Here is a 24,946-nt window from a genome sequence, read left to right on the forward strand (position 1 = left end):
CACCATACCAAAACTACAGTTTCAAGCGACGCAATCGCAGCGCGTTGCCAATGACAGATACTGAAGACAGACTCATCGCAGCGGCCGCTATCATTGGACTGAGCAACAGCCCAAAGAAGGGATAGAGAACACCTGCCGCAAGCGGTATACCAAGCGCATTATAGATAAACGCAAAAAACAGGTTTTGTCTGATATTTCGCATCGTAGAATGACTCAGTTTATGGGCTCTGACGATTCCCATCAGATCACCTTTCACTAGCGTGATGCCAGCACTCTCCATAGCCACATCTGTTCCTGTGCCCATGGCGATGCCAACGTTAGCTTGTGCAAGAGCAGGAGCATCGTTAATACCGTCACCCGCCATCGCCACGAACTTGCCGCTATTTTGTAGCTCTTTGATAATACGGTTTTTGTCTTCTGGAGAGACGTCAGCATGTACCTCATCAATATTTAACTGACTGGCAACGGCTCTAGCGGTTATTTCGTTGTCACCTGTTAGCATGACCACCTTTAGTCCAGCCTGATGCAGTAAAGATATCGCTTCGCTGGTACTCGGTTTGATCGGATCAGCGACTGATATTAAACCAGCAGCTTGGCCATTTACTGCTACAAACATTACCGTTTCGCCGTCTTTTCTGCGCTTATCAGCACGTTCTGAAAGCGTACTGTCAAAGCTATCAAGACGTTGCATAAACTTTGAGTTGCCTACAGCGACTTGCTTACCATTGACCAGTGCCTGCGCGCCTTCGCCAGTGGTTGAGCTGAAATCACTGGCTTTAACAATATCAAGAGAGTTTTCCTGCGCAGCTTTAACGATAGCTTCTGCCAAAGGATGCTCGCTGGCAGTCTCTACCGCAGCGACAAGTATAAGCAGTTCATTTTCATCTAAGCCACCAAGCGCTTCGATGGCCGTGAGCTCTGGTTTTCCTGCGGTTAATGTTCCCGTTTTATCAACAACGATGGTATCGACTTTTTCCATGCTCTCTAACGCTTCAGCGTTTTTGATAAGCACGCCATTCTGAGCACCCTTGCCAGTACCGACCATAATCGACATAGGCGTGGCGAGTCCTAAAGCACAAGGGCAAGCGATGATTAACACTGCAATAGCGTTGACCAGTGCAAAGGCCATGGCAGGCGCAGGTCCAAAAATAGCCCAGACGATAAAAGTTATGATAGAGCACATAAGGACAATTGGCACAAACCACCCAGCCACCTTATCCACCAGTTTCTGTATTGGTGCGCGACTGCGCTGGGCTTCAGCAACCATTTTGACGATCTTAGACAATACCGTGTCATCACCCACGTCAACTGCTTCAACCAGTAAGGTTCCAGTGCCGTTTACCGTGCCACCAGTAACCGTATCGCCTTTTACTTTAGAAACCGGAATAGGTTCCCCCGTTACCATCGACTCATCGATACTGCTACTGCCTTCAAGCACAATACCATCTACAGGGAGTTTCTCTCCTGGCTTAACCCGTAATTGGTCACCACTGATAACTTCGTCAAGGAAGACTTCTGTCTCAACGCCTTGCTCATCTACCCGCCTTGCATTTGGTGGTGCCAATTCAAGAAGAGCACGAATTGCGCCAGAAGTCTGGCTTCGGGCTTTAAGCTCTAGAACCTGACCTAGTAATACCAATGTCGTGATAACCGCTGCTGCTTCATAATAAACACCGACTCGACCGGATGCATCCCTAAAACTGTCTGGGAAAATGCCCGGAACAAAGGTTGCTACCAGACTGAAACCAAACGCTGTACCTACACCTATCGCAATTAGGGTAAACATATTTAGGTTGCGACTTTTTATAGATTGCCAACCTCGCACGAAGAAAGGCGCGGCTCCCCATACAACAACTGGGGTTGCTAAAGCTAGCTGTATCCACTGCGCAATCTGCCCAGCGATAGCGCCCTGACCGCCTTGAATGAAGCTGTCCAGATTTATACCTACCATATCGCTCATTGCGTACAAAAACAAAGGGACGGTCAGCACGGTACAAATCCAAAAACGCCGAGTCATGTCATCGAGCTCCGAGGTATCCTCTTCACCAATAGTAGCAGTCTCTGATTCAAGTGCCATGCCACATATGGGACAACCACCATTCTCAACATCTCTGACTTCGGGATGCATGGGACAAGTATAAACGGTTCCGCTGTAGCCAGCTGGCACCTTATCGTACTTGCCGCCTTTTATAGAGTTTACCTTAGTACGGTCAGTATTCTTTCCATGACAGTGTGCATGACTGTCTTCATCAGCAACCTCGTCCTCAGGTCTGAGAAACATACCGCATATTGGGCAATCGCTTTTTTCAACATCTCTCACTTCGGGATGCATAGGGCAGATATAAACGGTACCGCTATTATTTTCCGGTACTTCGTCGTACTTACTTTCTTTAGTAGGATGGGCATCAGTATTCGACGGGCTATGGCAGCTTGCATGGTCATCTTTCATTGCTACCATTTCGGCAACAGTGTCTGCAGGTTTAAGAGACATTTTGCATATGGGACAGCCGCTATCTGTAATATCTCTGACTTCAGGATGCATCGGACAGGTATAAACGGTTCCGCTGTAACCCTCTGGCACTTTGTCGTATTTACCGCTTTTGATATGCGCTTGCTTGGTCACATGTTTCATAAAAACTACTCCTTGAAGACCATAAGTAAAGATTCTGATTCAGTCATATCAACCGCTGATAGCCGTTGTCTCTACTCTTACTTTATACGCTTAATAAATTAGCTAAGAATAAGACTCAATCTGGTTTACGCAGGTGTTTGAGTAGCGACATAATAATTAATATTAATATGGCCAAAAACAGTAGGGCAAATATTAAACAGACAACCATCATCCTCCAGCTCATCTCGTGCATCATCGATCCATTCATGAGGCCATCCATAGGCCCGCTCATCATACCGTGCATCATAACAATCATGATGAGTACTCCTTACTTGTTATTTCCTTAGTATAAGTAATGATATAGTACTGGCATGTGAACGTATACCTTTCAATAGGCTGCTTACTTAATGCTACCTAATACAGAGTGCTCAAAGTTTGTGACTGTTTATTCAAGCTCATCAATCAATTGCTTCATCTCAGCGATTTCACGTTTTTGTGCTTTTATAATATCGTCAGCAAGCTGTTGTACACGCAGATCTTCGATATCTGCTCTTGAGCTGGTCAGAATAGCAATCGAGTGATGCGGTATCATCGCTTGCATCCAATCGACTTGATCGACAGTTGCTTGTGATCTAACGCCCCAAATACCGACGGCAAACATCAATACGCTCAGACCATAAATCATTAAGTTGACCTTGGTCTTCTTATACATATTGGTCATAAATGCCAACATGACCACTGCCATACCGGCACCCATGTAAAGCGCCATATAAGCTCGGGTCTCACTAAAGTAAATATGATCCCATTGATAAGTATTGAAATACATCATGATGTACATCACAATCGTAGACGTCACAATCATCAGGGTGAACTTTACATACGGGTTCATGCCCTGTTGATGATTCATGGTGTTTTGATCTGAAGCATTCATAGTATATCCCCTATTATTTTAATAAAATTAGAACCAGAATTTGACCCCCGCAGTCAAACTACTACTATCAACCGATTCATCTTCTTGACGTCGTTGACCACGAGCCTTGCCAAGCGCTGTCTCATAGCTCACACCCACATAAGGTGCTAGCTGGCGACTGAACGTCTCGTAAGTCAGCCTAACCTCAGTTTCCATCTCATTAAAGCCTTTGGTAATACCATTATCATGGTCATCTTTACTAAAGGCAGTCAATCCCACCTCCGGTATGACCACCCAATGCTGATCTAAACGCCATTCGTACTCTGCGCCCAGATCAAGGCGAAGTTGACCATCAGTATATAAGTAAGCTCTCGCATCGGTTTCGATGAAATACGGCGCGGTGCCTACAATACCTGCCATCACTGCAGCGTTATCGTTTTCAGTATCGTAAGCGACACCAGCTTCACCATTCCAAAAAATGCTCAGTGGTTTCCAATAAGCAAGCGAGCTCAAGCTATCTATTTCTTTATCATCTTTAGTCTGAGCACTACCTTCGGTGCGTAGCCTTATACGATTACTATCAGTCCCATACCAACCCGTCGCCTCGAAGTTGATTTGGTCTTCATCGAACTGATAGCCCAAGTCATCTACTGACACTCCCCATAATGGCATACTGCCCATCATCATTGGCTTACCATACTGCCCGTAGGGAACACCGTTTGAATAGTCTGGACTACGAGCATCGTCTGGTGGCTGCCCACCTTGCATCCCTGACATATCCATACTGCCATGATCCATGCCCGACATATCCATACCGCTGTGATCCATGCCCGACATGTCACCTGACATATCCATGCCGCTGTGATCCATACCAGACATATCACCTGACATATCCATGCTGCTATGATCCATATCAGACATATCACCTGACATATCCATGCTGCTGTGATCCATACCAGACATATCGCCTGACATGTCCATACCGCTGTGATCCATGCCCGACATATCACCTGACATATCCATGCCGCTGTGATCCATACCAGACATATCGCCTGACATATCCATGCTGCTATGATCCATACCAGACATCTCAGCAGCTGTTGCAAAAGATGACGTGAGCAAGACTAGCGATGACAAACCAATGAATGGCAGATTTTTCTTAAATATTTTCATAATAAGCCTCATATTTGAAGGTTTGTTAAATAACGGCAACTTCTCGGAACATACCGGCTTCCATGTGATAAAGCAGATGGCAATGCCACGCCCATCGTCCAAATTCACCCGTCACATCAAAGCTAATCTTTTGCGCAGGCTGCACCACAATCGTATGTTTACGTACCTGAAAGTCTCCAGATGGCGTGCGCAAGTCGCTCCACATACCATGCAAATGCATCGGATGGTTCATCATGGTGTCATTGACTAAGGTAATACGTACGCGTTCGTTTGGCTTAATATTGACAGGGGTTGCATCCTTAAACATGACACCGTCTAAGGCCCAAATATAGCGCTCCATGTTACCAGTCAGATGTATTTCAATCTCTCTAGTAGGCTGGCGCTGCTCCGCAAATATGGCCTCATCGACAGAGCGTAATTGGTCATAAGTCAGAACCTTTCTATCAATATCACGCAGGTTGATACCGGGATCATCGAGGTTCATACGTGGACTGTCGACACGCATATCAGATTTGAAGTCATACTCGGTCTTAGCATGCTTTGCTTTGTAGCCTTTGTCACCCATCGCACCCATCATATCGGACATGGTCAGCCATTCGATCTTATCCATAGCAGGTATTGCAGCACGTGCACCTTTTTTGGTTGCAAGCGTGGTCGCGACATAGCCCGAACGATCGATATTTTGGGCAAATATGGTATGCGCGTCTTGAGTAGGCGTGACAATGACGTCATAAGTCTCAGCCACCCCAATGCGAAAATCATCAATCGCAACGGGTGCGACGTCAATACCATCTGTTGCCACCACCGTCATTTTGAGACCCGGTATACGCACATCAAATATCGTCTGTGCTGAGGCGTTGATAAAGCGTAGTTTGACGGGCTGTCCCGCTTTCACTAGTTGTGTCCAATTGGCTGCTGTGGTCTTACCGTTCATTAAATATGTAAAGGTTTTTTCACCAGATAGATCGGTAAAGTCAGTCGGCATCATGCGCATCTGATTCCACATTTTGCGCTTATCGAACGCAGTTTTCATATCTGTTTCGGCAATATCTGACAGCAGTTTTTTGAAGTCTGGCAGATGATAATTGTCAAAGTCTGCGCGCTGTTTGAGAAGCTTCAGTAGATTGTGCGGGTTGCGGCTGGTCCAGTCACTAAGCACAATAACGTGGTCTTCCTCGATTGGATGACGTTCACGCCCTTTGGGCTCAATCACAATGGCACCCAGCATACCGGTTTGTTCTTGGAACCCGCTGTGTGAGTGATACCAATAGGTGCCTGATTGTTTGAGTTTGAATGTATAGGTAAAGGTACTGTTCGCAGGAATACCATCAAAGCTGATACCTGGCACCCCATCCATCTCAAAAGGTACGAGCAAGCCATGCCAATGGATAGAGGTTGATTCATCCATCTGGTTATGGACACGGATGATGACTGTATCGCCTTCACGCATCTTTAGCGTCGGTGCTGGCAGCGAGTCATTGATGAGTGTCGCCATGCTCTTTTTACCGTTCACAATAGCGGACTGTTTACTGACGTATAAATCAAACTCTGTACCGGTTAATACAGGCACTTCATGAGTATTTTGATCACTATTGATAGTAGCACTCTGACTGCCCGAGCGACTGGCATGTCCCAACGCACTACTGGCCATGGTTGGTATCAAGGATGCGCCAAGGACAGCAGAGGATCCGGTTAAAAAGCGGCGGCGGTTGAGCATATTTTTATTCATAATGATTTACCTAACTTAATCCATGAAATGAGTGTTGGCTCTCTCTATCTGGCAGATTATTGATAAAGCAGGTTGAGCGACTTCAAATATTAATCAAACTATATCTGCTGCTGAGGAGACTCAATAGTGGCATACACTTCTGTGGTGCCGTCTTTGTTAAGCTGCATCACTTTATACGGCATAAATTTATCTTGGTATTCCATACCAGGGCTACCGACTGGCATGCCAGGTACGGCAAGACCGATCGCATCACTTGGCGGATTCTTTAGAAACTGTGCCATGTGCTTGGCAGGGACATGACCTTCAAATACATAGCCGTCAGTAGTGACGGCAGTATGACAAGAGCGCATTTGCTGGGGTACGCTGTAGCGCTCTTTAAACAGGGACAAATCTTCAACATTCTGCGCGGTTGCATTTAGGCCATGACCTTCGACATAACCGACCCATTCTTTACAGCAGCCACAATTGGCATCTTTATAGACAGTAGCTGACACACTTCGCAAAATAGTTGACTGGGTATCTGAATGAGCACTGACAGGTATTATTTCGGCTTGTGGCTGCTCTACTAGCGTGTCTTTTTGCGTAGCGGTAGTTGGCTCAGTCGATGGTGTCGAGTCAGCAGTAGTGGCATTAGGCTGACTACAAGCGGCAATCGTTAGCGATAATGGTAATACCACGATTGCTGAGAGCACACGACCAGATATCTGATGATGTGCATTAATAAATCTATTAGTATAGCGTCTCATAAAACCACTCCTGAGCGTCTGTCTGACGAGTAAATTTATAAAAATCAAAGCCGTATTACTGAGTCATGTAATACTGGTATCACTTAAAATGACAATCGCAAAAAGCAGTACTATTAAGCACTGCCTCTCTTACAAAAAATCAATGTTGCATGCCCGATCCATCACCTGACATATCCATCTCACCATCAAATGACATGTCCAACATATCATCGTCTATCCTAGTCGTTAACATGGTGTACTGGGCTTCATTTAATTCAGGTAATGATCTGATAAAAGCAACCATTGCCCACATTCTAGCGTCATCATGCGAAGCACCCCATGCAGGCATACCTGATGCCATAATGCCGTGTTTGATGGCCCAAAAGGCTTGCTGAGCACCGGCATCTGTTTTATAGCGTTCAACCAATTCAGTATTGGTAAAGCTGGGCGGCTTTGGATATAAACTTGCACTAAAATCAGTGCTTTCTACCCCAGGAGACAAGTGACAGCCTGCACACATATCTTTATAGTCTGCCCCGCCCGAGCTGATCATTTCTGTCTTTTCTAAGTTTGGAACCGTAATGTCCTTACTAGCATTTGCTATTGAACGCGTGCGAGCGGTCTCTAAAAAATCGTAGACCAGCGGACTATGGGCCTGATCAGCACCGATATTTATCACACCACTGGTCACCACCATAAAAATGCCCACAATAGCGACAAAGACAGTAAACAGTATTCCTAGTAAAAACTTCATAGGTTTGTCCTAAAAATCCATTTTATTAATATCCAATTGTTGCTCGACAAAACCATCTAACAATAATATTCAATTTCTACGATCCACTTCTATAAGAGCAATGTCTAAGAGTCACTTTTGCTAGCAACACAGTGCTTTTGATACATCGCTTTCATTTTGCTCATGTTGGTCATCATGGCTTTCATAGCAGGATCGTTCATATCCATTTTGCTATGATCCATTTTGCCCATCATCTGCATATGCTTTTCCATTTTTTCGCAATTCATTTGGTCTTTTTCAGCATGCATTTTTGGGTCATGTGCCAAGGCTGATGTTGAAACGACCAATGCTATAGCGGTTGCTACGATTGATTTAGACAGTGGCATTGATTTGAATAGTGACATGGTAAATCCTTATTTGATTTAGTATAAAGTCGAAAAGACTTTAAAATATTAAGTTACTCTACAGCATACTTTATTGATTCTGACAGAGAGATGACTGCAAGATTACAATTCTGTCATCTTGCTATTTATGGTTTTTAATGTTGTCAGCAATCCTTTAGTATGACGTTAACGCTGATATTACTTATTACTGCTATATTTGTTTATGAAGTATTTTTCAGACTGTAGATGTTGATCTTTGTGTTCAATCTCACAAGCCACTCTAGCATCGATATAGCTTTTCATCTGTGAATTTGAGAGCTGAGCATCGTTATGATCCAAGTTTTTTGCAAAGTCAGTCACAGCGTCGCAGTTATTGATGATTGAAGTACTCAGATCAGTAGTATGTGCATTAGCAGTAGTAATACCTATAAGTACAGATACCGACAGCAATACTAATTTTTTGAATGAACCGTGAATTTTCATATAAAACCTCTTTCGTAAGTTGTTTAAATTGATTACCGATAAAAATAATTCGTAGTAGCTAGGCATTGGAAATGAGCACCTATGTACCGTTTATATAGATTAGCAAAAGAATACTGACAGTCTGATTACGAGTACATGACATCTTTGTCAGCTAGCAGTCAATGCTGTCATCTGTGCTGCTTAGAACGTTAAACAATCATAATCGTACTGAGAAATTACAATGAAAGTCCTACTGGTAGAAGATGAGTTGAAGCTTGGCGAGTATATAAAAAAAGGCTTAACTGAAGCTGGGTTTATCGTGGATCATCACCTAACCGGTCTAGATGGCTATCATGCATTGATGACAGAAGAGTTTAGCGTGATACTGATGGATGTGATGCTGCCTGATGTTAGTGGCTTTGAGCTGGTGCGCAATTACCGAGCAGCGGGTAAGCATACGCCTGTGCTATTTCTAACGGCAAAAGATGACTTAAGCGATAAAATAAAAGGGATTGAGATTGGTGGTGATGATTATTTGACCAAGCCTTTTGCATTTGCAGAACTGATCGTCAGAATAAAAAGTCTATTACGACGCGCCAATCAAGCCGATTATCAAAGTACGATCCTACAAATAGCAGATCTCAAGATGGATATTGCCAAACGCACTGTACATAGAGGCGGCAAGCCTATTAAGCTCACAGCAAAAGAGTTTTCCTTACTACAGTTTTTATTAGAGCGCCGAGGTGAAGTGCTACCACGTACCGTGATCGCCTCCCAAGTATGGGATGTGAATTTTGATAACGATACCAATGTGATTGATGTGGCGATAAGGCGTCTGCGTATAAAAATAGATGATGATCATGAGGCAAAGCTGATTCATACGGTACGCGGTATGGGCTATCGGTTAGAGGCTGTCGATACTGCACTTGATAGCACCCCATCTTATGAAGTCGGCAAGCTCTAAGATGAAATATAAGGTGGATAATCGGCGCTTACCACTATTGTGGCGTACTGTGCTATTGCTCACGATATTCGTTGTTGTGTCACAGGTCATTATTTATATATGGATACAGCACTCTGTTAAAGGTCATTTTGAGCAAATGGACGCTGAGATTATGACTCATGCGGCTTTTAACTTACGTAAGCAGGTGGCAGAGCCTAATAGCCCTATAGCCTCCCAAACCCCAACAAGCTCTCAAACGCTACTAAACAACCAACAGCCGTTAAGCTCGGCACCTGATGCGAAACCTGATATCAATACGCCTACTTCAGTGGTATCAGATGAAGCTGATCATCTGCACTCTTCTTGGCTAGATTACGATCTAAAAACCGTTATCGCCAATAAAGAAGGGAAGATACTGTCTAGTACCCCCAATAATTTTGCTCAAGAGCTGGGAGACGGGTTTAATCTGTCATCACTGAGACAAGATAATGATAAGCAACAGTTCGTGATGAATGTCAACAGCCGATACTATCGAGCGATGGTCATTGAAGATGACAAAATGCTCGCGCTTATCGCATTGCCTATCGATGTGCATCATCAGTATTTATTACAGTTCAATCGTCAGCTTAGTATGATTTTGTTCGCGATTACATTGTTACTCGTCTCAGTAGCTGCTTTGAGTGTGTACTGGGGTTTTGCGCCTTTGGCCACTATCGTCCAAAAAATGAAAGGCATCAACCTCCAAAGGTTAGACGAAAGAGTTGTGGTTGGCGATATGCCGTTAGAACTGCGGCCATTAGCAGAGTCTTATAATTCGATGATGGTCAAGCTTGAAAGCAACTTTGAGTCTTTGTCTCGGTTTTCAGACAATATCGCTCATGAGCTACGTACGCCAATAGCGACGCTGAGTACACAAACGCAGGTCATGTTAACTAAGCCAAGAGAAGGCAACGAATACATCGAGCAGCTACATCATCAGCATGACACGTTAGAGCAGCTGTCAGCCATGATAAACAATATGCTGCTACTGGCAAAAACTCAAAAAGGATTAAATGACTCGCAAATCAGTCACGTGGATACGGACCGCTTAATCACTAAGCTTATAGATTATTATGAAATAATTGCCGAGGATCGAGAGATAACTTTTGAGAAATCGGGTGATTTTGAAAAGGTATTAGGTGATGAAGGCTTATTGCAACGGCTGTTTGCCAACCTGATGTCAAATGCCATTTATTACGCAGCTAGCGGTAGTACGATCATGATATCCGCTACCGTCCTCGCCTCAACTACCTCAACTAATCTAGCAAAAAACGAGGTTCGGCCCTCAAAGCAGCCATGGTTAAGAATAACAATGACCAATCGTTTAGACAAACCATTGGATCAGAGTCAAGCGGATAAATTATTCGAGCGATTCTATCGTCATGATAAGACTAGCCATCAGTACGCAGGTACAGGATTGGGACTGTCTATCGTGCAGGCTATCTCTAATGCCCATAAAGGTAGAGTGAGTATTACTATCAAAGAGGAATATTGTTTTGAGGTTAAGGTAGCGTTGTTGATGGCCAAGTAAACCCCTCCTCATACTATGAAGCTTGGGGTTTAGAAACGATACGTATCGATGAATTAACAGAATATTAAGTTAGGTTTACTCATATTGTGAGAATAATAACAGCCCCCCAGTGAGGACTTGAACCTTAGGCTTTAGACTGCTTATATCAATAGTCTAAGTTATTGACATAACAGTGTGTACTTCACATACATATTCGTGATCGGTGCGCTATATAAGCATCCATCACCAGCCAGTTCTATTGATTCAAAACAACTGGTTCACTTTTAATGCGTGGTAATAGACCTAGTCCAAAGTGACCCTTGCTGTCAATCCCGTAGATTTAAGCTTGGGAGATTTTAATCAGACAACTGGCGGAAAAACGTTAAGGTATACCCCAATGGAACCATCCTAAAAATCCCCTTAAACCTATCCCGAAATCAAACAGTTCAGTGGGGTTTCTTATAAGATCTGACAAGCCTCATCAAAATCCAACCTTGGGAGACGGCTATATAATTGATCGGGTTCGCCATAACCTATATTAATCAGTAGATTTGAGGTCCATTTGCTATCTTTAAGAAAGGTGTCATCTACCAATTCATTATTAAATCCAGACATAGGGCCCGTGTCTAAACCCAAGGCTCTGCAAGCCAAGATCAGATAAGCCGCTTGCATAGAACTGTTTCTAAACGCCGTTTCTTGTATGAGTTCAGGGCTAGAGTTAAACCATGATCTGGCATCCGTATGTGGAAACAATTTAGGAAGTTGCTCATAAAATTCATTATCATGAGCGACAATCACTGTGATAGGTGCTGTCATTGTTTTTTCGATATTACCTGATGACAGTGCTGGCTCTAAACGCGCTTTAGCGTCATCAGATCTGAGAAATACAAAACGTGCCGGTGAACAATTGGCCGAGGTAGGCGCCATTTTCACTAAGTGATAGATCTCTTCAAGTAGTGCATCTGGTACGTCTTTTTTTTGCCAAGCGTTAAAGGATCTGGCCTTACCAAACAGCTGATCAAGACCTTCTGAGGATAACGATAGGGAATCAGTCATAGTACGTCCTAATTGATATTAAATTTTGGATAAGAATTGAAGGATTTTGCTATTGGTTGAGCAGGTTTCTGTGATTGTGCTGGCATGTCCACCTGTCAGCATTAACTCAAATTGAGCATTTTGCATATTTTCAGCCAAAGCCAGACCGCGTTGCCATGGCACCAAAACATCATCAAGATTGCTTAAGACTAACGTCTTGTTTTTGATATGCTTAGCGTTTATCAGAGGCTGATAAGACTGCAAGGCTTTTAACCTCGTTAAGACGTTCTTAACTGGGGCAAAGTTAGCAATGGCTTTATCTTCTTTTTGTGTGAGTGCCTCTATGTTGTCTGAGATCCATATAGGCGGGTACAAAAATATCGCTTGCGCGCGTACAAACGCCTCTACCCCTGTATCTTGTAGCAAACTGGTTCGCATACTAAAACATTTAATAGTGTGAGGATCTAGGCTCTCCCAACCATTCAAGATAACTAACTTGTCTAATAGCTCTGGTGCCTTGTAAGCGACTTCCATACCGATAAACCCGCCAAGCGCGTGACCGACGAAATGACAGTTAGAAAGCCCTTCTTGTTTTAAGATTTCAATTAATTGATCCGCTAAATCTTGCATAGAATAGTCATCGGGTAAGAGATCGCTATCAGGCGATACCCCCTCTTGTTCATAGCAAATCACATTGTAATGCTCGGTAAAACTCTCAATTTGAGGTAACCAAAAATCAGCATGCCCGCCTAAACCTGAACTAAATACGATCGTTTCTGTCGTGTCGTTCTTACAAGGATATTTTTTAACTAACATAGGGTTTCATCCAATTTTGGTAAATTTCAAATTGCGGTAAAAGTATCTAATAGCTTATAAAATCAAGTTAAATTAAACTGACTAAATCAATTCAACGGTACGCTCATCGCTTTCATCATATTCATACGCTACGGTTTCTTCGAAATTTTCGACTTCGCTTTCATTTTTACTTTTATTTTCAACAGCCTCTTGAGACTTAATATATTTGATTAACGCGTCTATGGTGCCGACCTTTAGATTATGAGTATCGGCGAATTTCATCAGATCATTTCTACGAGCCATTTCACCATCTTGGTTAATAATCTCTACGATAACCGCAGCAGGTTCTAAACCAGCCAGTCTCGTTAGGTCACAACCTGCCTCAGTATGCCCAGCCCGCTCTAAAACACCGCCTTCTTTAGCCACTAATGGAAAAATATGACCTGGGGTTACGACGTCATCAAAGGTAACGTCTTGAGATACGGCAGTTCTAATGGTTTGAGCCCTGTCTGCCGTTGATATACCTGTACTTACGCCTTTTGCTGCATCAATGGAAACGGTGAAATTTGTACTGTAAGGTGCTTGGTTGTCTTTGCACATGAGAGGTAGTTTTAATTTTTTGCAACGCTCGGAGGTCAAGGTCAAACAAACCAAACCTCTGGCATGTGTAATCATAAAGTTAATATCATCAGGTTTGGCCAAACTGGCTGCCATAATCAGGTCACCTTCATTTTCCCGATCCTCATCATCCATGATTATGACCATCTTGCCTGCTCTAATATCTTCAACGATTTCTGGTATTGTATTGATATTCATAAAATCCGCCATTTGCATTTATATTTGCTTTTGTATGTTGTTATGTAGAGACTATTTTCAATTAATCACACGCTCTACATAACGTCCTACGTTTGATACGGCCGTATAGCTACTTCATAGAGATAGTGGTATTTACGCCTTCACTAGCATCTTCATCAAACCAGCGTGATATCACCGTTTTAGTCTGTGTATAAAACTGCACCGCTTGCTTACCGTAAGGACCTAAGTCACCGAGCTTACTCGCTCTAGACCCTGTGAACGAAAACATCGGTAGCGGTACTGGAATTGGTAAATTAATACCGACTTGTCCAACATCGATATCTTGTTGGAACTTGTGTGCATGGGCGCCAGATTGGGTGAAAATTGCGGTGCCATTACCATTTGGATTGGTATTGATAATCTTAATGGCTTCCTCAAGCGTGTCGGCATACATAATGCACAGGACAGGACCAAAAATCTCTTCGGTATAGCAGCTCATATCAGTGGTTACATTGTCTAAGATGGTCGGGCCAACAAAGTTACCCTCTTCATAACCTGCTACCTGACAACCACGACCATCTAGTCTTAGATGCGCCCCTTCGTCTATGCCCGCTTGGATTAAGCGCTCGACACGGGCTTTGGCTTGCTTAGATATTAGCGGACCTAAGTCTTTATCATCCTTGCCAGCAGACACTACTAGCTGTGCTGATTTCTCTACAATCTCATCAACCCACTGTTTAGATTCACCAACCAATACCACGACAGACAGTGCCATGCATCGCTGACCTGCTGCACCAAATGCTGCGCCTGCTAACTGATTCAGACTTTGTTCTTTGTTAGCGTCAGGCATAATAACGGCATGGTTTTTCGCACCCATCATGCATTGCACACGTTTGCCAGCCTGACCTGCACGGTCATATACGTGCTTGCCCACCGCAGTTGAACCCACAAAAGATATCGCTTTTATATCTGGATGATCGCACAGCGCATCCACCGTATCTTTACCACCATGAACGACACTTAATACCCCTTTTGGTATACCTGCTTCAAGCGCCAACTCGACCAATCTCATGGTAACGATTGGGTTTTGCTCAGATGGTTTTAAAATGAACGTGTTGCCTGTAGCGATGGCCATTGGAAACATCCATAGCGGTATCATGGCAGGAAAGTTAAAGGGAGTAATACCTGCACAGACACCTATTGGCTGCTGAACGGTATACATATCGACACTACTGGCGACATTTTCAATGTAGCCACCTTGTTGCAAGTTGCCGATACCTGATGCGTGTTCTACGACCTCAAGGCCTCTAAATACATCGCCTCTAGCATCTGCCAGTGTCTTACCTTGTTCTTCAGTCAATAGCGCTGCCAGCTCATCCATATTTTCACGTATCAGTTGTTGATACTTTAGAAACACACGAGCTCGTTTGCTGATGGGTGTGATACGCCAACTCTGAAAAGCCTCAGATGCCGTTTTGATGGCTTGATCAATTTCCTCAGGTGTTGATTGTGGTACCTTTGCGATAACCTCTTGAGTGGCTGGATTGTTGATATCAATCCATTCTGTGGTAGTCGATTCAGTAAATTCGCCGTTTATCAATTGTTGTACGTTGCGTAGTTCTGCAGTCATGACACGATTCCTTAAGGTAATATCAAATAGGGTTTAAATTTATGGATTGAGCTTCAAGAGCGGTTCTGATGTAGCAATTTCTCTCTCAGTGGTCACGCTCATCTCTTTTTGTTTGTTTTTAAAATTGAAAGCGAGGTTCATAAGAATGGCTAAAAAAGTAGCGGTACCGATACCACCTAAATCAAAGCCAGCAATGTTTAGTGAATAGTTGCCAGTGCCTAGGATGACTGGAACGGCGGCTACCAACATATTGCCATTCTTACTAAAATCAATTTTTGCATTCATCCAAATACGCGCGCCGGCGATCGTAATCAAACCGAAGACAACGATTGAAGCACCGGTCAAGATGGCTACAGGAATGGTACTGATCAGGGTGCCAAACTTAGGTGATAAGCCCAATAGAATGGCGAAGACACCTGCTATGACAAAGACGACTGTAGAGTAAATTTTGGTCGCTGCCATGACGCCGATGTTTTCTGCATAAGTCGTCATACCAGTGCCGCCTACCGAAGCCGAAAGCGTGGTACAAAGGCCGTCAGCGAAGAAAGCTCTACCCATATAAGGTGAGATGCTTTTGCCAGTCATGGCCTCTACTGCTTTGAAATGCCCAAGGTTTTCAGCGATCAAGATGATAAAGACGGGTGCGATGACTAATATGGCACTGGTCTCAAAGACAGGAGAATATAGTGTTGGCAGACCGAACCAGGCAGCATTCGCAATTGGACTAAAATCGATAGGTTTGCCCATACCCATCACATTCGTTAATAGGAAATAAATAAAATATGCAGCGACCAGTCCTATTAACAGTAGCAAGCGTCTGACCATACCTTTGGTGAATACGGCGACTGAACAGATACACAACACGGTGACTAACGCCATCCAAGAATCAAAGCTACTGCCAATGACGCTTTGTATGGTGACAGGCGCTAGGTTCAACCCGATAATCATCACAATGGACCCAGTGACCACAGGTGGCATCAAATTCTCAATCCATCCTGCACCTGTCTTCATCACTAGCAGACCCATCAGTGCGTATAAAACCCCGCAGACCAGTGTGCCCCCAAGCGCAATGCCAATATTTGGATTGATACCAGTACCGCTATAGCCAGTTACTGCTGCTACCGCCCCGATAAATGCAAAACTAGAACCTAAATAACTTGGTACGTGCCCGCCAGTAATCAGAAAGAAAAGTATCGTGCCTATACCAGTAATCAGCATGGTCAAGCTAGGATCAAAGCCCATTAATAATGGGGCTAAGATTGTCGCACCAAACATTGCGAATGAGTGCTGTGCGCCTAACACCACACTTTTACCCATTGGTAGATACTCATTGATACCTACCGGCGTCGTTTCTAGGTTTCCAGTATAGGGACGCCATTTAACAAACCATTTATCCATTTTCAATATCCTTAAAAAGTAGAGGGATGATACTTAGTTCGTGCACTTACTTAATTGATGGTAGTCTCGATTGAAATAGATGAGACTGTCACAATTAGGCTTGTGTTTGATATCCAATACTTCACAAATAAGAATATCGTGAGTTCCCACCGAGCTAATGAGTTTGATCTTGCAATCAAAAGAAATACTGGCATCTTCTAGTACAGGCGAGCCTGTTGACAGCGTAGACCAACTGCCTTGCTCAAACCTTTCTTCTAGAGATTTTTTACCCCCGAACACACCGCTTAGATCTTTATGTTCAAGAGCAAGTGTGTTGACGCATAGCACCATGTTTTCTTTAAAATAATGATATACAGAAGCGCTTCTGTTTAAACACACCAATAGGGTTGGTGGTGAGTCAGTGACACTACACACAGCAGAGGCGGTAAATCCTGCCCGCCCTGCTGGACCCTCAGTGGTGATAATGTTGACGGCGGCAGCCAAATTACTCATCGCATCTCTAAAAGATTGCTGCATGTCAGTTAAGTTTGCTGCCGTAGAGGTGAATGATTCTTTAGATTTATGTTTCATTAATGAGGATTGCGTTACTTGGCTTTCTTTAATTACTGTATTCATCTGTCATTTCCTTTTAAACAATATTCCGCCACATGTGTAGTTAACTAAAGCGCCCTACTACAGTCCAATATTAAGGGGTTCAATGTCAGGTAACTTTAAATTCACTAACTGCAGTCATTTTTAAACAGGTCTTTATCCAATGTGCGCTATGGACGCGATTTCAACCAAAGCGTCTGGCTTTACCAACCCGCATTGGATACAAAATCTTGCTGGCTTTTCATTGGGGAAGAATTCTGCATAGACTTGATTGACTGCGTCATAATCTGCCCAATCTTTTACAAAGATTGAATTAAACGTCACGTCATCCATATCGCCGCCAGCAGTTTGAATCACGTTTTTGATCGTCGTTAACACATGGCGAGTTTGAGCAGCGGCATCACCCACATGTACGACATCGTTGTTTTCATCGAAAGGCAAAGTGCCGGAGACATAAACGATATTGTCGGCCTTAGTCGCTGGTACATAAGGGGCTAATGGTTTGCTGGTACCTTCAGGGATAATCACTTGTTTAGACATATCTACATTCCTATTGCGGTTAGGTTAAGTATGAAAAGCATGGTTTAGGTTGCTAAAAACTGGCTAATTAAAACGTTAGCTATCTGTAAAACACTGCTGCATGCTTGCAACATCAGAGACCCAACCAAAAAAGGTTTTTACGTTATATAGTGTGGCCTCATGAGCCTCTACTGGTCCTGCCTGATAACAAGCGTCATCTAATAACACCCCAAAATACTCAAGAAAAAATCCATCTCGAAGCGTAGATTCAACACAGACGTTAGTCGCTATACCAGTGAGCAATAGATTACGTATGCCTCGTGACCGCAATACGCTATCAAAGTTAGTGTTCGCAAAGCCGCTATATCGAGGTTTATCTATAACGATGTCTTGAGGTGCAGGGCTAAGCTCGTCGACCAACTCGTAATCCCAGCCCCCTTTCGCCAATAACGTTCCTTCAATTTCAGGATTCTTACGCATGGTTTTTAAGGCATTTGATTTGTGATAGTTGGGCGACCCACTACCACCAGCCTCCACATATTTATTGTCCCAGCCATTTCTAAAATAGATAACTTGTATGCCAGCTTGGTGTGCAATATCCACGGCTTGCTTGATTTTATCTATAACGGGCTTAGTCGTTGTGACATCAAACCCAGCCAAATCTAGATAACCGCCTTGGCTGGCATAAGCGTTTTGCATATCTACTACGATCAACGCCGTCTGTGAGGGATCTAACTTGATAGGTTCAGGCAACGACTCTAAAACAGGAGAAGATTCCTTGGTAAAGTCTGCACAAATTGTATTAACCGAATTCATATCCGCTCCTTTTATTAGGCTTCGCTGACAGCTTGACTGGCAATTGGGGTATCGACATTAATGCGGCTCTTCATCAGGGGCTGAATCTTACTGCCAAAATCTTCAACACCTTGCACGAAATCATCAAAGGTAAGTAAGACGCCATCCGTACCTTGTATCTCACCAACTTCGTCTAACATGCTGGCGACATTTTCAAAGGAGCCGACCAGCGTACCCATATTTATATTGACTGGTGAAACACTTGAGGCCATATGGCGAATATTGGTATCTTTGCCTGATGTTTTGTCCTTGCCACCTTGTGACTGTAGCCAATCAATGGCTTCAAAATCCGCACCTTCATTGTACGACTGCCATTTTGCTTGGGCTTTTTCATCGGTCTCATCTGCAATGACCATAAAGAGAACATAGGTCGGAACATTACGGCCCGTCTTATCCGTGTGTACCTTTAATCGGTCATTGATACCGGCATAAGCGGTAGGTGTGTTTAGACCTTTACCAAAGACAAAGTTGTAATCAGCATGTTTTGCAGAAAACGCTAACCCTGTATCTGATTGACCTGCACAGATAATCTTCATATCCGCTTTTGGAATGGGCTTCACTTGACAGTCATCCATCTGGAAGAACTCACCCTTCAAATCAGATTGGCCTGTCGCCCACAAATCTCTCAAAATTTGGACATATTCAGATAGGTAGTCATAGCGCTTACCAAAATAATCGTCGCCTGGCCACATTCCCATTTGTCCATATTCTGCTTCTTGCCAGCCAGTCACGACATTCAATCCAAAACGTCCGTTTGAGATGCTATCAAGCGTCGAAGCCATTCTTGCTACGATTGCAGGTGGCATGACCAACGTCGCCGATGTAGCATAGATTTTTATTTTGGATGTGACCGCAGCCAATCCTGCCATTAAGGTAAAGCTTTCAAGGTTATAATCCCAAAACTCAGTCTCCCCGCCAAAGCCGCGTAGCTTAATCATCGAGAGCGCAAAATCAAAACCATAGTGCTCAGCACGTTGCACAATTTGCTTATTAAGCTCAAATGTTGGCTTGTACTGCGGCGCGTTTTTTGAAATTAACCAGCCATTGTTGCCAATCGGACAAAAAATACCTATTTCCATAATTTCACCTATAAGTTTGAGGAAGAAAGAGCTATAAAAGAAATAAAGATTATTTCATGTTTTTTACGCAGCATAATTTATGCCAAATTAATTAATTGTTATTTATCAAATACTTAACGTTTTTATACACAAAAATTTTTAGACCATATGGTTTAAAAATATGCATGAAAATAGTGCGGATGTTATAAAATAGTGCAGAATGTTGTAAAATGGTGCACAAATGTAGAAACGCTTCAAAAGTGCATTTTGAGAGCAATTTGGATGAAAATGGCGCTAAATGAGTGGTAAAAAAAACTAACTGATACTAGATTGGCACTAGGTTACTGAACTTGAATGACACTAGGCTGATGAGACAGGATGACGCTAGGTTTCTGAGTTCTCTGACGCTATATTGCTACAGTCAGAGAGCTCATGAATCGACACAGTGTTGAACGCTGTTGACGCCATTAGCATATCCGTTTGGGTCAATTGGTGGCTTGTGTGCTTGGTTGCTTTGACCCTTTTTTAAATTGAATCAACTGTCATTTAATAGAGTTATATGACTTTATAGTGAGGGACAATATAGTGAGAGAAGATGTGCTAAAGAAAGAGATGGAAACGAGTTCAAAGGTATTAAAAAAGAAAAAGCACATCATTAAGGCTGCGTTGATCGTATTTTCCCAAGAGGGATTGAACGGGGCGCGAATGGAGAAAATTGCTGAAGAGGCTGATATATCTAAATCAAATATATTTTACTACTTCGACAGTAAAGAGACGCTTTATATTGCAGTTTTGGAGACGGTGCTGAGTGAGTGGTTGTCACCTTTAAACGAGATGAGTGCCAACCAAGATCCAAGAGAGGCTCTTATAACTTACATCGAAGAAAAATATAAAACGTCAAAAAAGTCGCCTGCAGCGTCAAGACTGTACGCATTAGAGATTATTCAAGGGGCGCCTCATTTAATGACCTTATTAAAAGGACCTTTGAAGTCCCTAGTTCGAGAAAAAGTAGCCGTGATTGATGGCTGGATTGCAGACAACAAGATTAAGTCGGTTTCTGCCATCCACTTAATTTTCCATATTTGGGCGGTCACTCAGCACTATTCTGATTTTTCTACGCAAATTGAAGCAGTGTGTAATCATAGTTTGAAAAATAAGAAGTTCGCTACTAGCGCGTTAGACACTAGTATTCAACTTCTGGTAGACAGTCTGATTGTATGATCTATAGTCAATCCTCTATAAAAGAGTGACAGCGTTAACCTCGTTTGAAGTATCACCTATACATCTACACTCGGTTGCCTTGACTCTCTTTTAAACTGAATCAACTCTATGCTGTTAATCACAGAATTGACATAACAACAGGGCATGAGATGCTATTTCTCAAAAACTGGACTATAGTAAATGTCAGTAATATCTGATTAAGCAAACTAAGGGATTAAACCATGAAAACACTAGGAGTTTGTGTTGCAGCAGGATTGTTATTAAGCGCTTGTGCTAGTGGCATCAGTGGTAGCATGACGATTAATACCAACTCAAACAAGATAGTGACTCAGTATCCTGTTGAGACGGCTTTGCTCAATATCTATACCAGAGCGTATAGTGATCGATTATATACGCTGATTGATGATCAATTGGTCGTTGTTGATACCCAAATAACACCAAAGGGCGTTATGGACTTTAATAATAAACAGGTACAAGGTGCTGAGGCCGTTGCTACCACGATAGTCAATGATCAAGTGGTGGATGAATCAGTCGGTATCAATTACTTTACTTTGGAGCCACTGGTATTTCATGGTTTTACTGGTGATGTAGACGAATATTCAGTTGCAACCCAAACCAAACCTATACCAAAAATAGCCAACATTAATGAGTCAAGCACCTATCTAACTGAGCAGGTGTATAGTGATAGCAGTAAGCGTAAACATTTAAAAACGTATACACAGACTTGGTCATTAAAACGAGAGAGTAATGACACCGCATGGTTCTGCATAGAAAGCTCTGAAAACCTATTACTCAGCTATGATCCTGATGGCCCCACAACTGAATGCTACAAGATAAATGCTCAAGGCGATATCTTAGCGAGCAAAATCACTATCAGACAAGCCAATGATGACGGCAGTACTGAGGCTATCACCTTTGTCAGCCAGTAACCTGTGACTTAGACTTGATTGTGAAGTACGTACTGGATACTAATACACGTAGTGCGTTTAGGTCTAAAATATGATCTGTCTTAAGATTACCTATCTATAGTCGGTACAATATAATTTGGCTACAAGGAAGATGAGCAAAAGTGCTACGAATTGTAGACTGAGCGAGTCTGACACCGTACCCACTTTATATGGGATTGACTATCACCAGTATTGACACTATTTGCTTCTATAAATAGCAAAAAACCACCTTGATAGGTGGTTTTTTACTGCTAATCTTTTGCTCAGGATTGGTGAGTCTGGCTTTCAGAAAATCCTCTTTTGAAGCAAAAATTGCAATTTAATACTATTAAAAAATCATATGAGCACATATCGCAATAATCGGTAATGAGATAATGGTTCTCAATAGAAAGATTATTAATAGCTGAAAAAAGCTCACTGGAATTTTGGTTCCCAAGATCAATCCACCCACTTCAGACATATAGATCAATTGAGAGACTGACAAGCAAGCGATGACAAATCGGGTCAACTCTGATTCTATTGAAGAGCCAATAATCGCAGGTAAGAACATATCCGCAAAACCTACCATGATCGTTTTTGACATTTCTGCTGCAAAAGGTATATTCAATAACTCTAAGAATGGGATAAATGGCATGCCTAAATAATCAAATACAGGGGTTTCTTCTGCAACGATTAAACCCATCGTCCCGATTGCCATAACGACAGGCAATATCCCGATCCACATATCTAAAATATTTTTTAACCCATCATTTAAGAAGGTAGAAAAGCTTGGACTCTTTTCTGCTTTTTGAACGGCTTTATGTAAGCTGTGGGTAAATAATGTTTTTCCTTCAGGGATGGTCTCATGATCTCTATCACTATTTTCTACTACATACGTATCGTCAATTTTAGATAAAGGAAATAACCTTGGTACTATCAAGGCACAAACAATCCCGCATAAAGCAACCACTCCAATCATGTTGAGGAAGTAGGTTTCTAGCTTAACCTGAGAGATGACGACCAAACAGAATGTAATCGAGACTGCTGAAAAGCTTGTCGCAATAACGGCTGCTTCTTTTTTGGTATAAAACCCACCTTCCAATTGTTTATCAGTTAATAACACGCCAATAGTGCCATCACCTAACCATGAGGTTAAACAATCTACAGAGGACCTACCGGGCAAACCAAATAAAGGTCTCATTACTTTACTTAATAAAACACCAAAAAACTCTAATAAGCCAAAATCGAGCAGTAGTGGTAGCAATAACCCAGCTAAGAAAAACACGATAAAAAGTATTGGCATTAACTCATATAATATTAAGCCGCCAATATTATCTGAATATATTGCCTCAAACCCAAATTTAAAATAGGTAACGACAACAAAAAACGCACCAAGCATTCTAATAATAAGCCAAGGGGTTGTGACGTTCAGTAAGTTGTTTAAAAAGGCATTGTTTAAAATCAACGAAGGCTTCATGATTTTAGTATATAACGTACAACACAGTGTAATCATAATGGAGATTACAACAAACAGTGGCAAAAGGCTGCCCATATAACCCTGTATGTAATCCTTTAATACAGAGATAGGAATGGTAAATCCTTCTGCATATGATACAAACTTACCATCTACATAGGGAATTGGAAATACGAAGAGCAACAGACCGATTATAGAGGGTATAAAGAATTTTAAAAACTGTCTGATACTGATACTGCTAACATCTTGACTTGAAGAACTAGATTTAATAATGTCCATATTATTGTTACTCGCAGTCCATTTTTTAACTAGCCTAAAAAATATTTTCAATAAATACATTTAGGCCAGATGCTTTAACTCATTTTAAATATTTAATATTAGTAATTCTTTAAAAGAGACTGTGTAACTTTTTCTAAGATTTTAAATATTCTGGTTGAGTCATCTTTTGAATTGTTATACAAAGGATTAATTTCTGCCATTTCCCAGCAGCATACTTTCTTATTTTTGATTAGCTCTATATTAAGTTGCATGGCTTGTTCGTATGACAGGCCATTCATTGCAGGCGTACCGGTTCCTGGCACGTACAAAGGGTCAACACTATCAACATCAAATGAGACATAGATATGATCGCAATATTCTAGCTTCTTAAAGATTTCCTCTACTGTAGAACTGATGCCTTTTTGAGTTATCTCAGCAACGCTATATAAAGGGATTTTATGTCTTCTAATTAAATCCATTTCTTCTTCTTGATAGTCTCTAACGGCACAAAAGACCACATTTTCTGGCTTGATAGATGGTTCGCTTGATGCCATAAATTTTAATTTTTCCCAATACTCTTTTTCTTTTTCAGAGAGCTCATTGCGCTGACATTCCAGATTATCAATGGCACACGCCATGGCCAAAGGCATGCCATGCATGTTTCCTGATCCACTGGTGTAGGGTGAATGAAAATCAGCGTGTGCGTCTATATAGACCACGCCAATTTCAGCATCAGGATGCGCCATTTTTAGGCCGTGCATCGTTCCTGCGCAGCTAGAATGATCTCCAGCTAAGACAATGGGGAATTTATTCTCATTTCTTATATCTCTTACCTTATGTGCTAATTTAGAGATAATTGGTTCAATCACATCAGCATATTTTGCATGCGCAAACTGTGATTCCCCCTCACTGTTGCTATCATCCTCAATACTGTCAAATTGCAATTTTTCAAAATAATCTGCATTGAGCTCTTTTGATGATGCTTTTAATGCATCAATGCCTAGAGAAGCGCCTTTTTTATATCCTGCGATATCTGAATAAACTTCTACTATTCTTATATTTTTCATCATATCAGTCATGATTTTGTCTCTATTAAATAAAATAATTTTTACATCATTTAAGTTAAATTCATTTTTATATAGTAAAGCTCTTGAAAATTAGCAGATAGATTTA

At 42.2% G+C, this 24,946-nt stretch carries 22 protein-coding genes and 1 pseudogene; 4 read left to right on the forward strand and 19 right to left on the reverse strand.

From position 1 onward, the window contains the following. Positions 1–13: 13 nt before the first annotated feature. The 8 genes from I6E86_RS10655 to I6E86_RS10690 form a co-directional block, all read right to left on the reverse strand. Positions 14–2,632 carry a copper-transporting P-type ATPase gene (locus I6E86_RS10655; protein WP_197177438.1) on the reverse strand — a complete coding sequence of 873 codons (2,619 nt, stop codon included), beginning with the start codon at positions 2,630–2,632 and terminating at the stop codon, positions 14–16. A 424-nt stretch (positions 2,633–3,056) separates the two neighbouring features. After that, entirely contained in the window at positions 3,057–3,542 is a 486-nt protein-coding gene (locus tag I6E86_RS10660) for a DUF305 domain-containing protein (protein ID WP_197177439.1), read from the reverse strand. 27 nt (positions 3,543–3,569) lie between these two features. After that, positions 3,570–4,694 carry a copper resistance protein B gene (locus tag I6E86_RS10665; RefSeq protein ID WP_197177440.1) on the reverse strand — a complete coding sequence of 375 codons (1,125 nt, stop codon included), beginning with the start codon at positions 4,692–4,694 and terminating at the stop codon, positions 3,570–3,572. A 25-nt stretch (positions 4,695–4,719) separates the two neighbouring features. Next, positions 4,720–6,423 carry a copper resistance system multicopper oxidase gene (locus I6E86_RS10670; RefSeq protein WP_265090687.1) on the reverse strand — a complete coding sequence of 568 codons (1,704 nt, stop codon included), beginning with the start codon at positions 6,421–6,423 and terminating at the stop codon, positions 4,720–4,722. Between the two features lie 98 nt (positions 6,424–6,521). Then, the gene (locus tag I6E86_RS10675; protein WP_197177441.1) at positions 6,522–7,169 is read right to left on the reverse strand and encodes a DUF411 domain-containing protein; all 648 of its coding nucleotides are present in this window, start codon (positions 7,167–7,169) and stop codon (positions 6,522–6,524) included. Between the two features lie 139 nt (positions 7,170–7,308). Continuing rightward, positions 7,309–7,902 carry a c-type cytochrome gene (locus I6E86_RS10680; RefSeq protein ID WP_197177442.1) on the reverse strand — a complete coding sequence of 198 codons (594 nt, stop codon included), beginning with the start codon at positions 7,900–7,902 and terminating at the stop codon, positions 7,309–7,311. Between the two features lie 104 nt (positions 7,903–8,006). Continuing rightward, on the reverse strand, positions 8,007–8,285 hold the full coding sequence (locus I6E86_RS10685) for a hypothetical protein (RefSeq protein ID WP_197177443.1): 279 nt from the start codon (positions 8,283–8,285) through the stop codon (positions 8,007–8,009). Between the two features lie 177 nt (positions 8,286–8,462). Then, positions 8,463–8,747 carry a hypothetical protein gene (locus I6E86_RS10690; protein ID WP_197177444.1) on the reverse strand — a complete coding sequence of 95 codons (285 nt, stop codon included), beginning with the start codon at positions 8,745–8,747 and terminating at the stop codon, positions 8,463–8,465. A 220-nt stretch (positions 8,748–8,967) separates the two neighbouring features. On the opposite strand from I6E86_RS10690, the gene I6E86_RS10695 reads away from it, so the two are divergent. Both I6E86_RS10695 and I6E86_RS10700 read left to right on the forward strand, forming a co-directional pair. Continuing rightward, a complete protein-coding gene (locus tag I6E86_RS10695) occupies positions 8,968–9,690 on the forward strand; it encodes a heavy metal response regulator transcription factor (RefSeq protein ID WP_197177445.1) in 723 nt (240 codons plus the stop codon). A gap of 1 nt (position 9,691) precedes the next feature. Further along, on the forward strand, positions 9,692–11,239 hold the full coding sequence (locus I6E86_RS10700) for an ATP-binding protein (protein ID WP_197177446.1): 1,548 nt from the start codon (positions 9,692–9,694) through the stop codon (positions 11,237–11,239). 438 nt (positions 11,240–11,677) lie between these two features. Here the strand turns inward: I6E86_RS10700 and I6E86_RS10705 are convergent, their stop codons facing one another. From I6E86_RS10705 to rutA, 9 genes and pseudogenes are all read right to left on the reverse strand, one after another. Then, positions 11,678–12,274, reverse strand: a complete 597-nt coding sequence (locus I6E86_RS10705) for a malonic semialdehyde reductase (protein ID WP_197177447.1) — start codon at positions 12,272–12,274, stop codon at positions 11,678–11,680. A gap of 18 nt (positions 12,275–12,292) precedes the next feature. After that, positions 12,293–13,069 (reverse strand): pyrimidine utilization protein D, encoded by a 777-nt coding sequence (gene rutD, locus I6E86_RS10710; protein ID WP_197177448.1) that lies wholly within the window; start codon positions 13,067–13,069, stop codon positions 12,293–12,295. Between the two features lie 111 nt (positions 13,070–13,180). Continuing rightward, positions 13,181–13,864 (reverse strand): annotated as a pseudogene (ribB, locus tag I6E86_RS10715) (3,4-dihydroxy-2-butanone-4-phosphate synthase); the annotation flags it as partial. Between the two features lie 109 nt (positions 13,865–13,973). Beyond that, entirely contained in the window at positions 13,974–15,473 is a 1,500-nt protein-coding gene (locus tag I6E86_RS10720) for a CoA-acylating methylmalonate-semialdehyde dehydrogenase (RefSeq protein ID WP_197177450.1), read from the reverse strand. A 39-nt stretch (positions 15,474–15,512) separates the two neighbouring features. Continuing rightward, the gene (locus I6E86_RS10725; protein WP_197177451.1) at positions 15,513–16,871 is read right to left on the reverse strand and encodes a solute carrier family 23 protein; all 1,359 of its coding nucleotides are present in this window, start codon (positions 16,869–16,871) and stop codon (positions 15,513–15,515) included. A 33-nt stretch (positions 16,872–16,904) separates the two neighbouring features. Next, positions 16,905–17,486, reverse strand: coding sequence for an NADH-dependent FMN reductase RutF (rutF, locus tag I6E86_RS10730; protein ID WP_197177452.1), 582 nt, complete (start codon positions 17,484–17,486; stop codon positions 16,905–16,907). A gap of 132 nt (positions 17,487–17,618) precedes the next feature. After that, positions 17,619–18,002, reverse strand: coding sequence for a pyrimidine utilization protein C (rutC, locus tag I6E86_RS10735; RefSeq protein ID WP_110923384.1), 384 nt, complete (start codon positions 18,000–18,002; stop codon positions 17,619–17,621). A gap of 75 nt (positions 18,003–18,077) precedes the next feature. Next, a complete protein-coding gene (gene rutB, locus I6E86_RS10740) occupies positions 18,078–18,797 on the reverse strand; it encodes a pyrimidine utilization protein B (RefSeq protein WP_197129781.1) in 720 nt (239 codons plus the stop codon). Between the two features lie 14 nt (positions 18,798–18,811). Further along, positions 18,812–19,915, reverse strand: a complete 1,104-nt coding sequence (rutA, locus tag I6E86_RS10745) for a pyrimidine utilization protein A (RefSeq protein ID WP_197177453.1) — start codon at positions 19,913–19,915, stop codon at positions 18,812–18,814. Between the two features lie 564 nt (positions 19,916–20,479). Between rutA and I6E86_RS10750 the strand changes: the two genes are divergently transcribed. Next, positions 20,480–21,115 (forward strand): TetR family transcriptional regulator C-terminal domain-containing protein, encoded by a 636-nt coding sequence (locus tag I6E86_RS10750; protein WP_320158534.1) that lies wholly within the window; start codon positions 20,480–20,482, stop codon positions 21,113–21,115. A 221-nt stretch (positions 21,116–21,336) separates the two neighbouring features. Then, a complete protein-coding gene (locus tag I6E86_RS10755) occupies positions 21,337–22,044 on the forward strand; it encodes a hypothetical protein (protein ID WP_197177454.1) in 708 nt (235 codons plus the stop codon). Between the two features lie 346 nt (positions 22,045–22,390). Here the strand turns inward: I6E86_RS10755 and I6E86_RS10760 are convergent, their stop codons facing one another. Next, positions 22,391–23,794, reverse strand: a complete 1,404-nt coding sequence (locus I6E86_RS10760; protein WP_197177455.1) for a YjiH family protein — start codon at positions 23,792–23,794, stop codon at positions 22,391–22,393. Positions 23,795–23,892: 98 nt separating this feature from the next. Further along, positions 23,893–24,852, reverse strand: coding sequence for an arginase (locus I6E86_RS10765; RefSeq protein ID WP_197177456.1), 960 nt, complete (start codon positions 24,850–24,852; stop codon positions 23,893–23,895). Positions 24,853–24,946 lie beyond the last annotated feature (94 nt).

Source organism: Psychrobacter sp. SWN149, assembly GCF_015864565.1.
In the GTDB taxonomy this organism is placed as follows: domain Bacteria; phylum Pseudomonadota; class Gammaproteobacteria; order Pseudomonadales; family Moraxellaceae; genus Psychrobacter.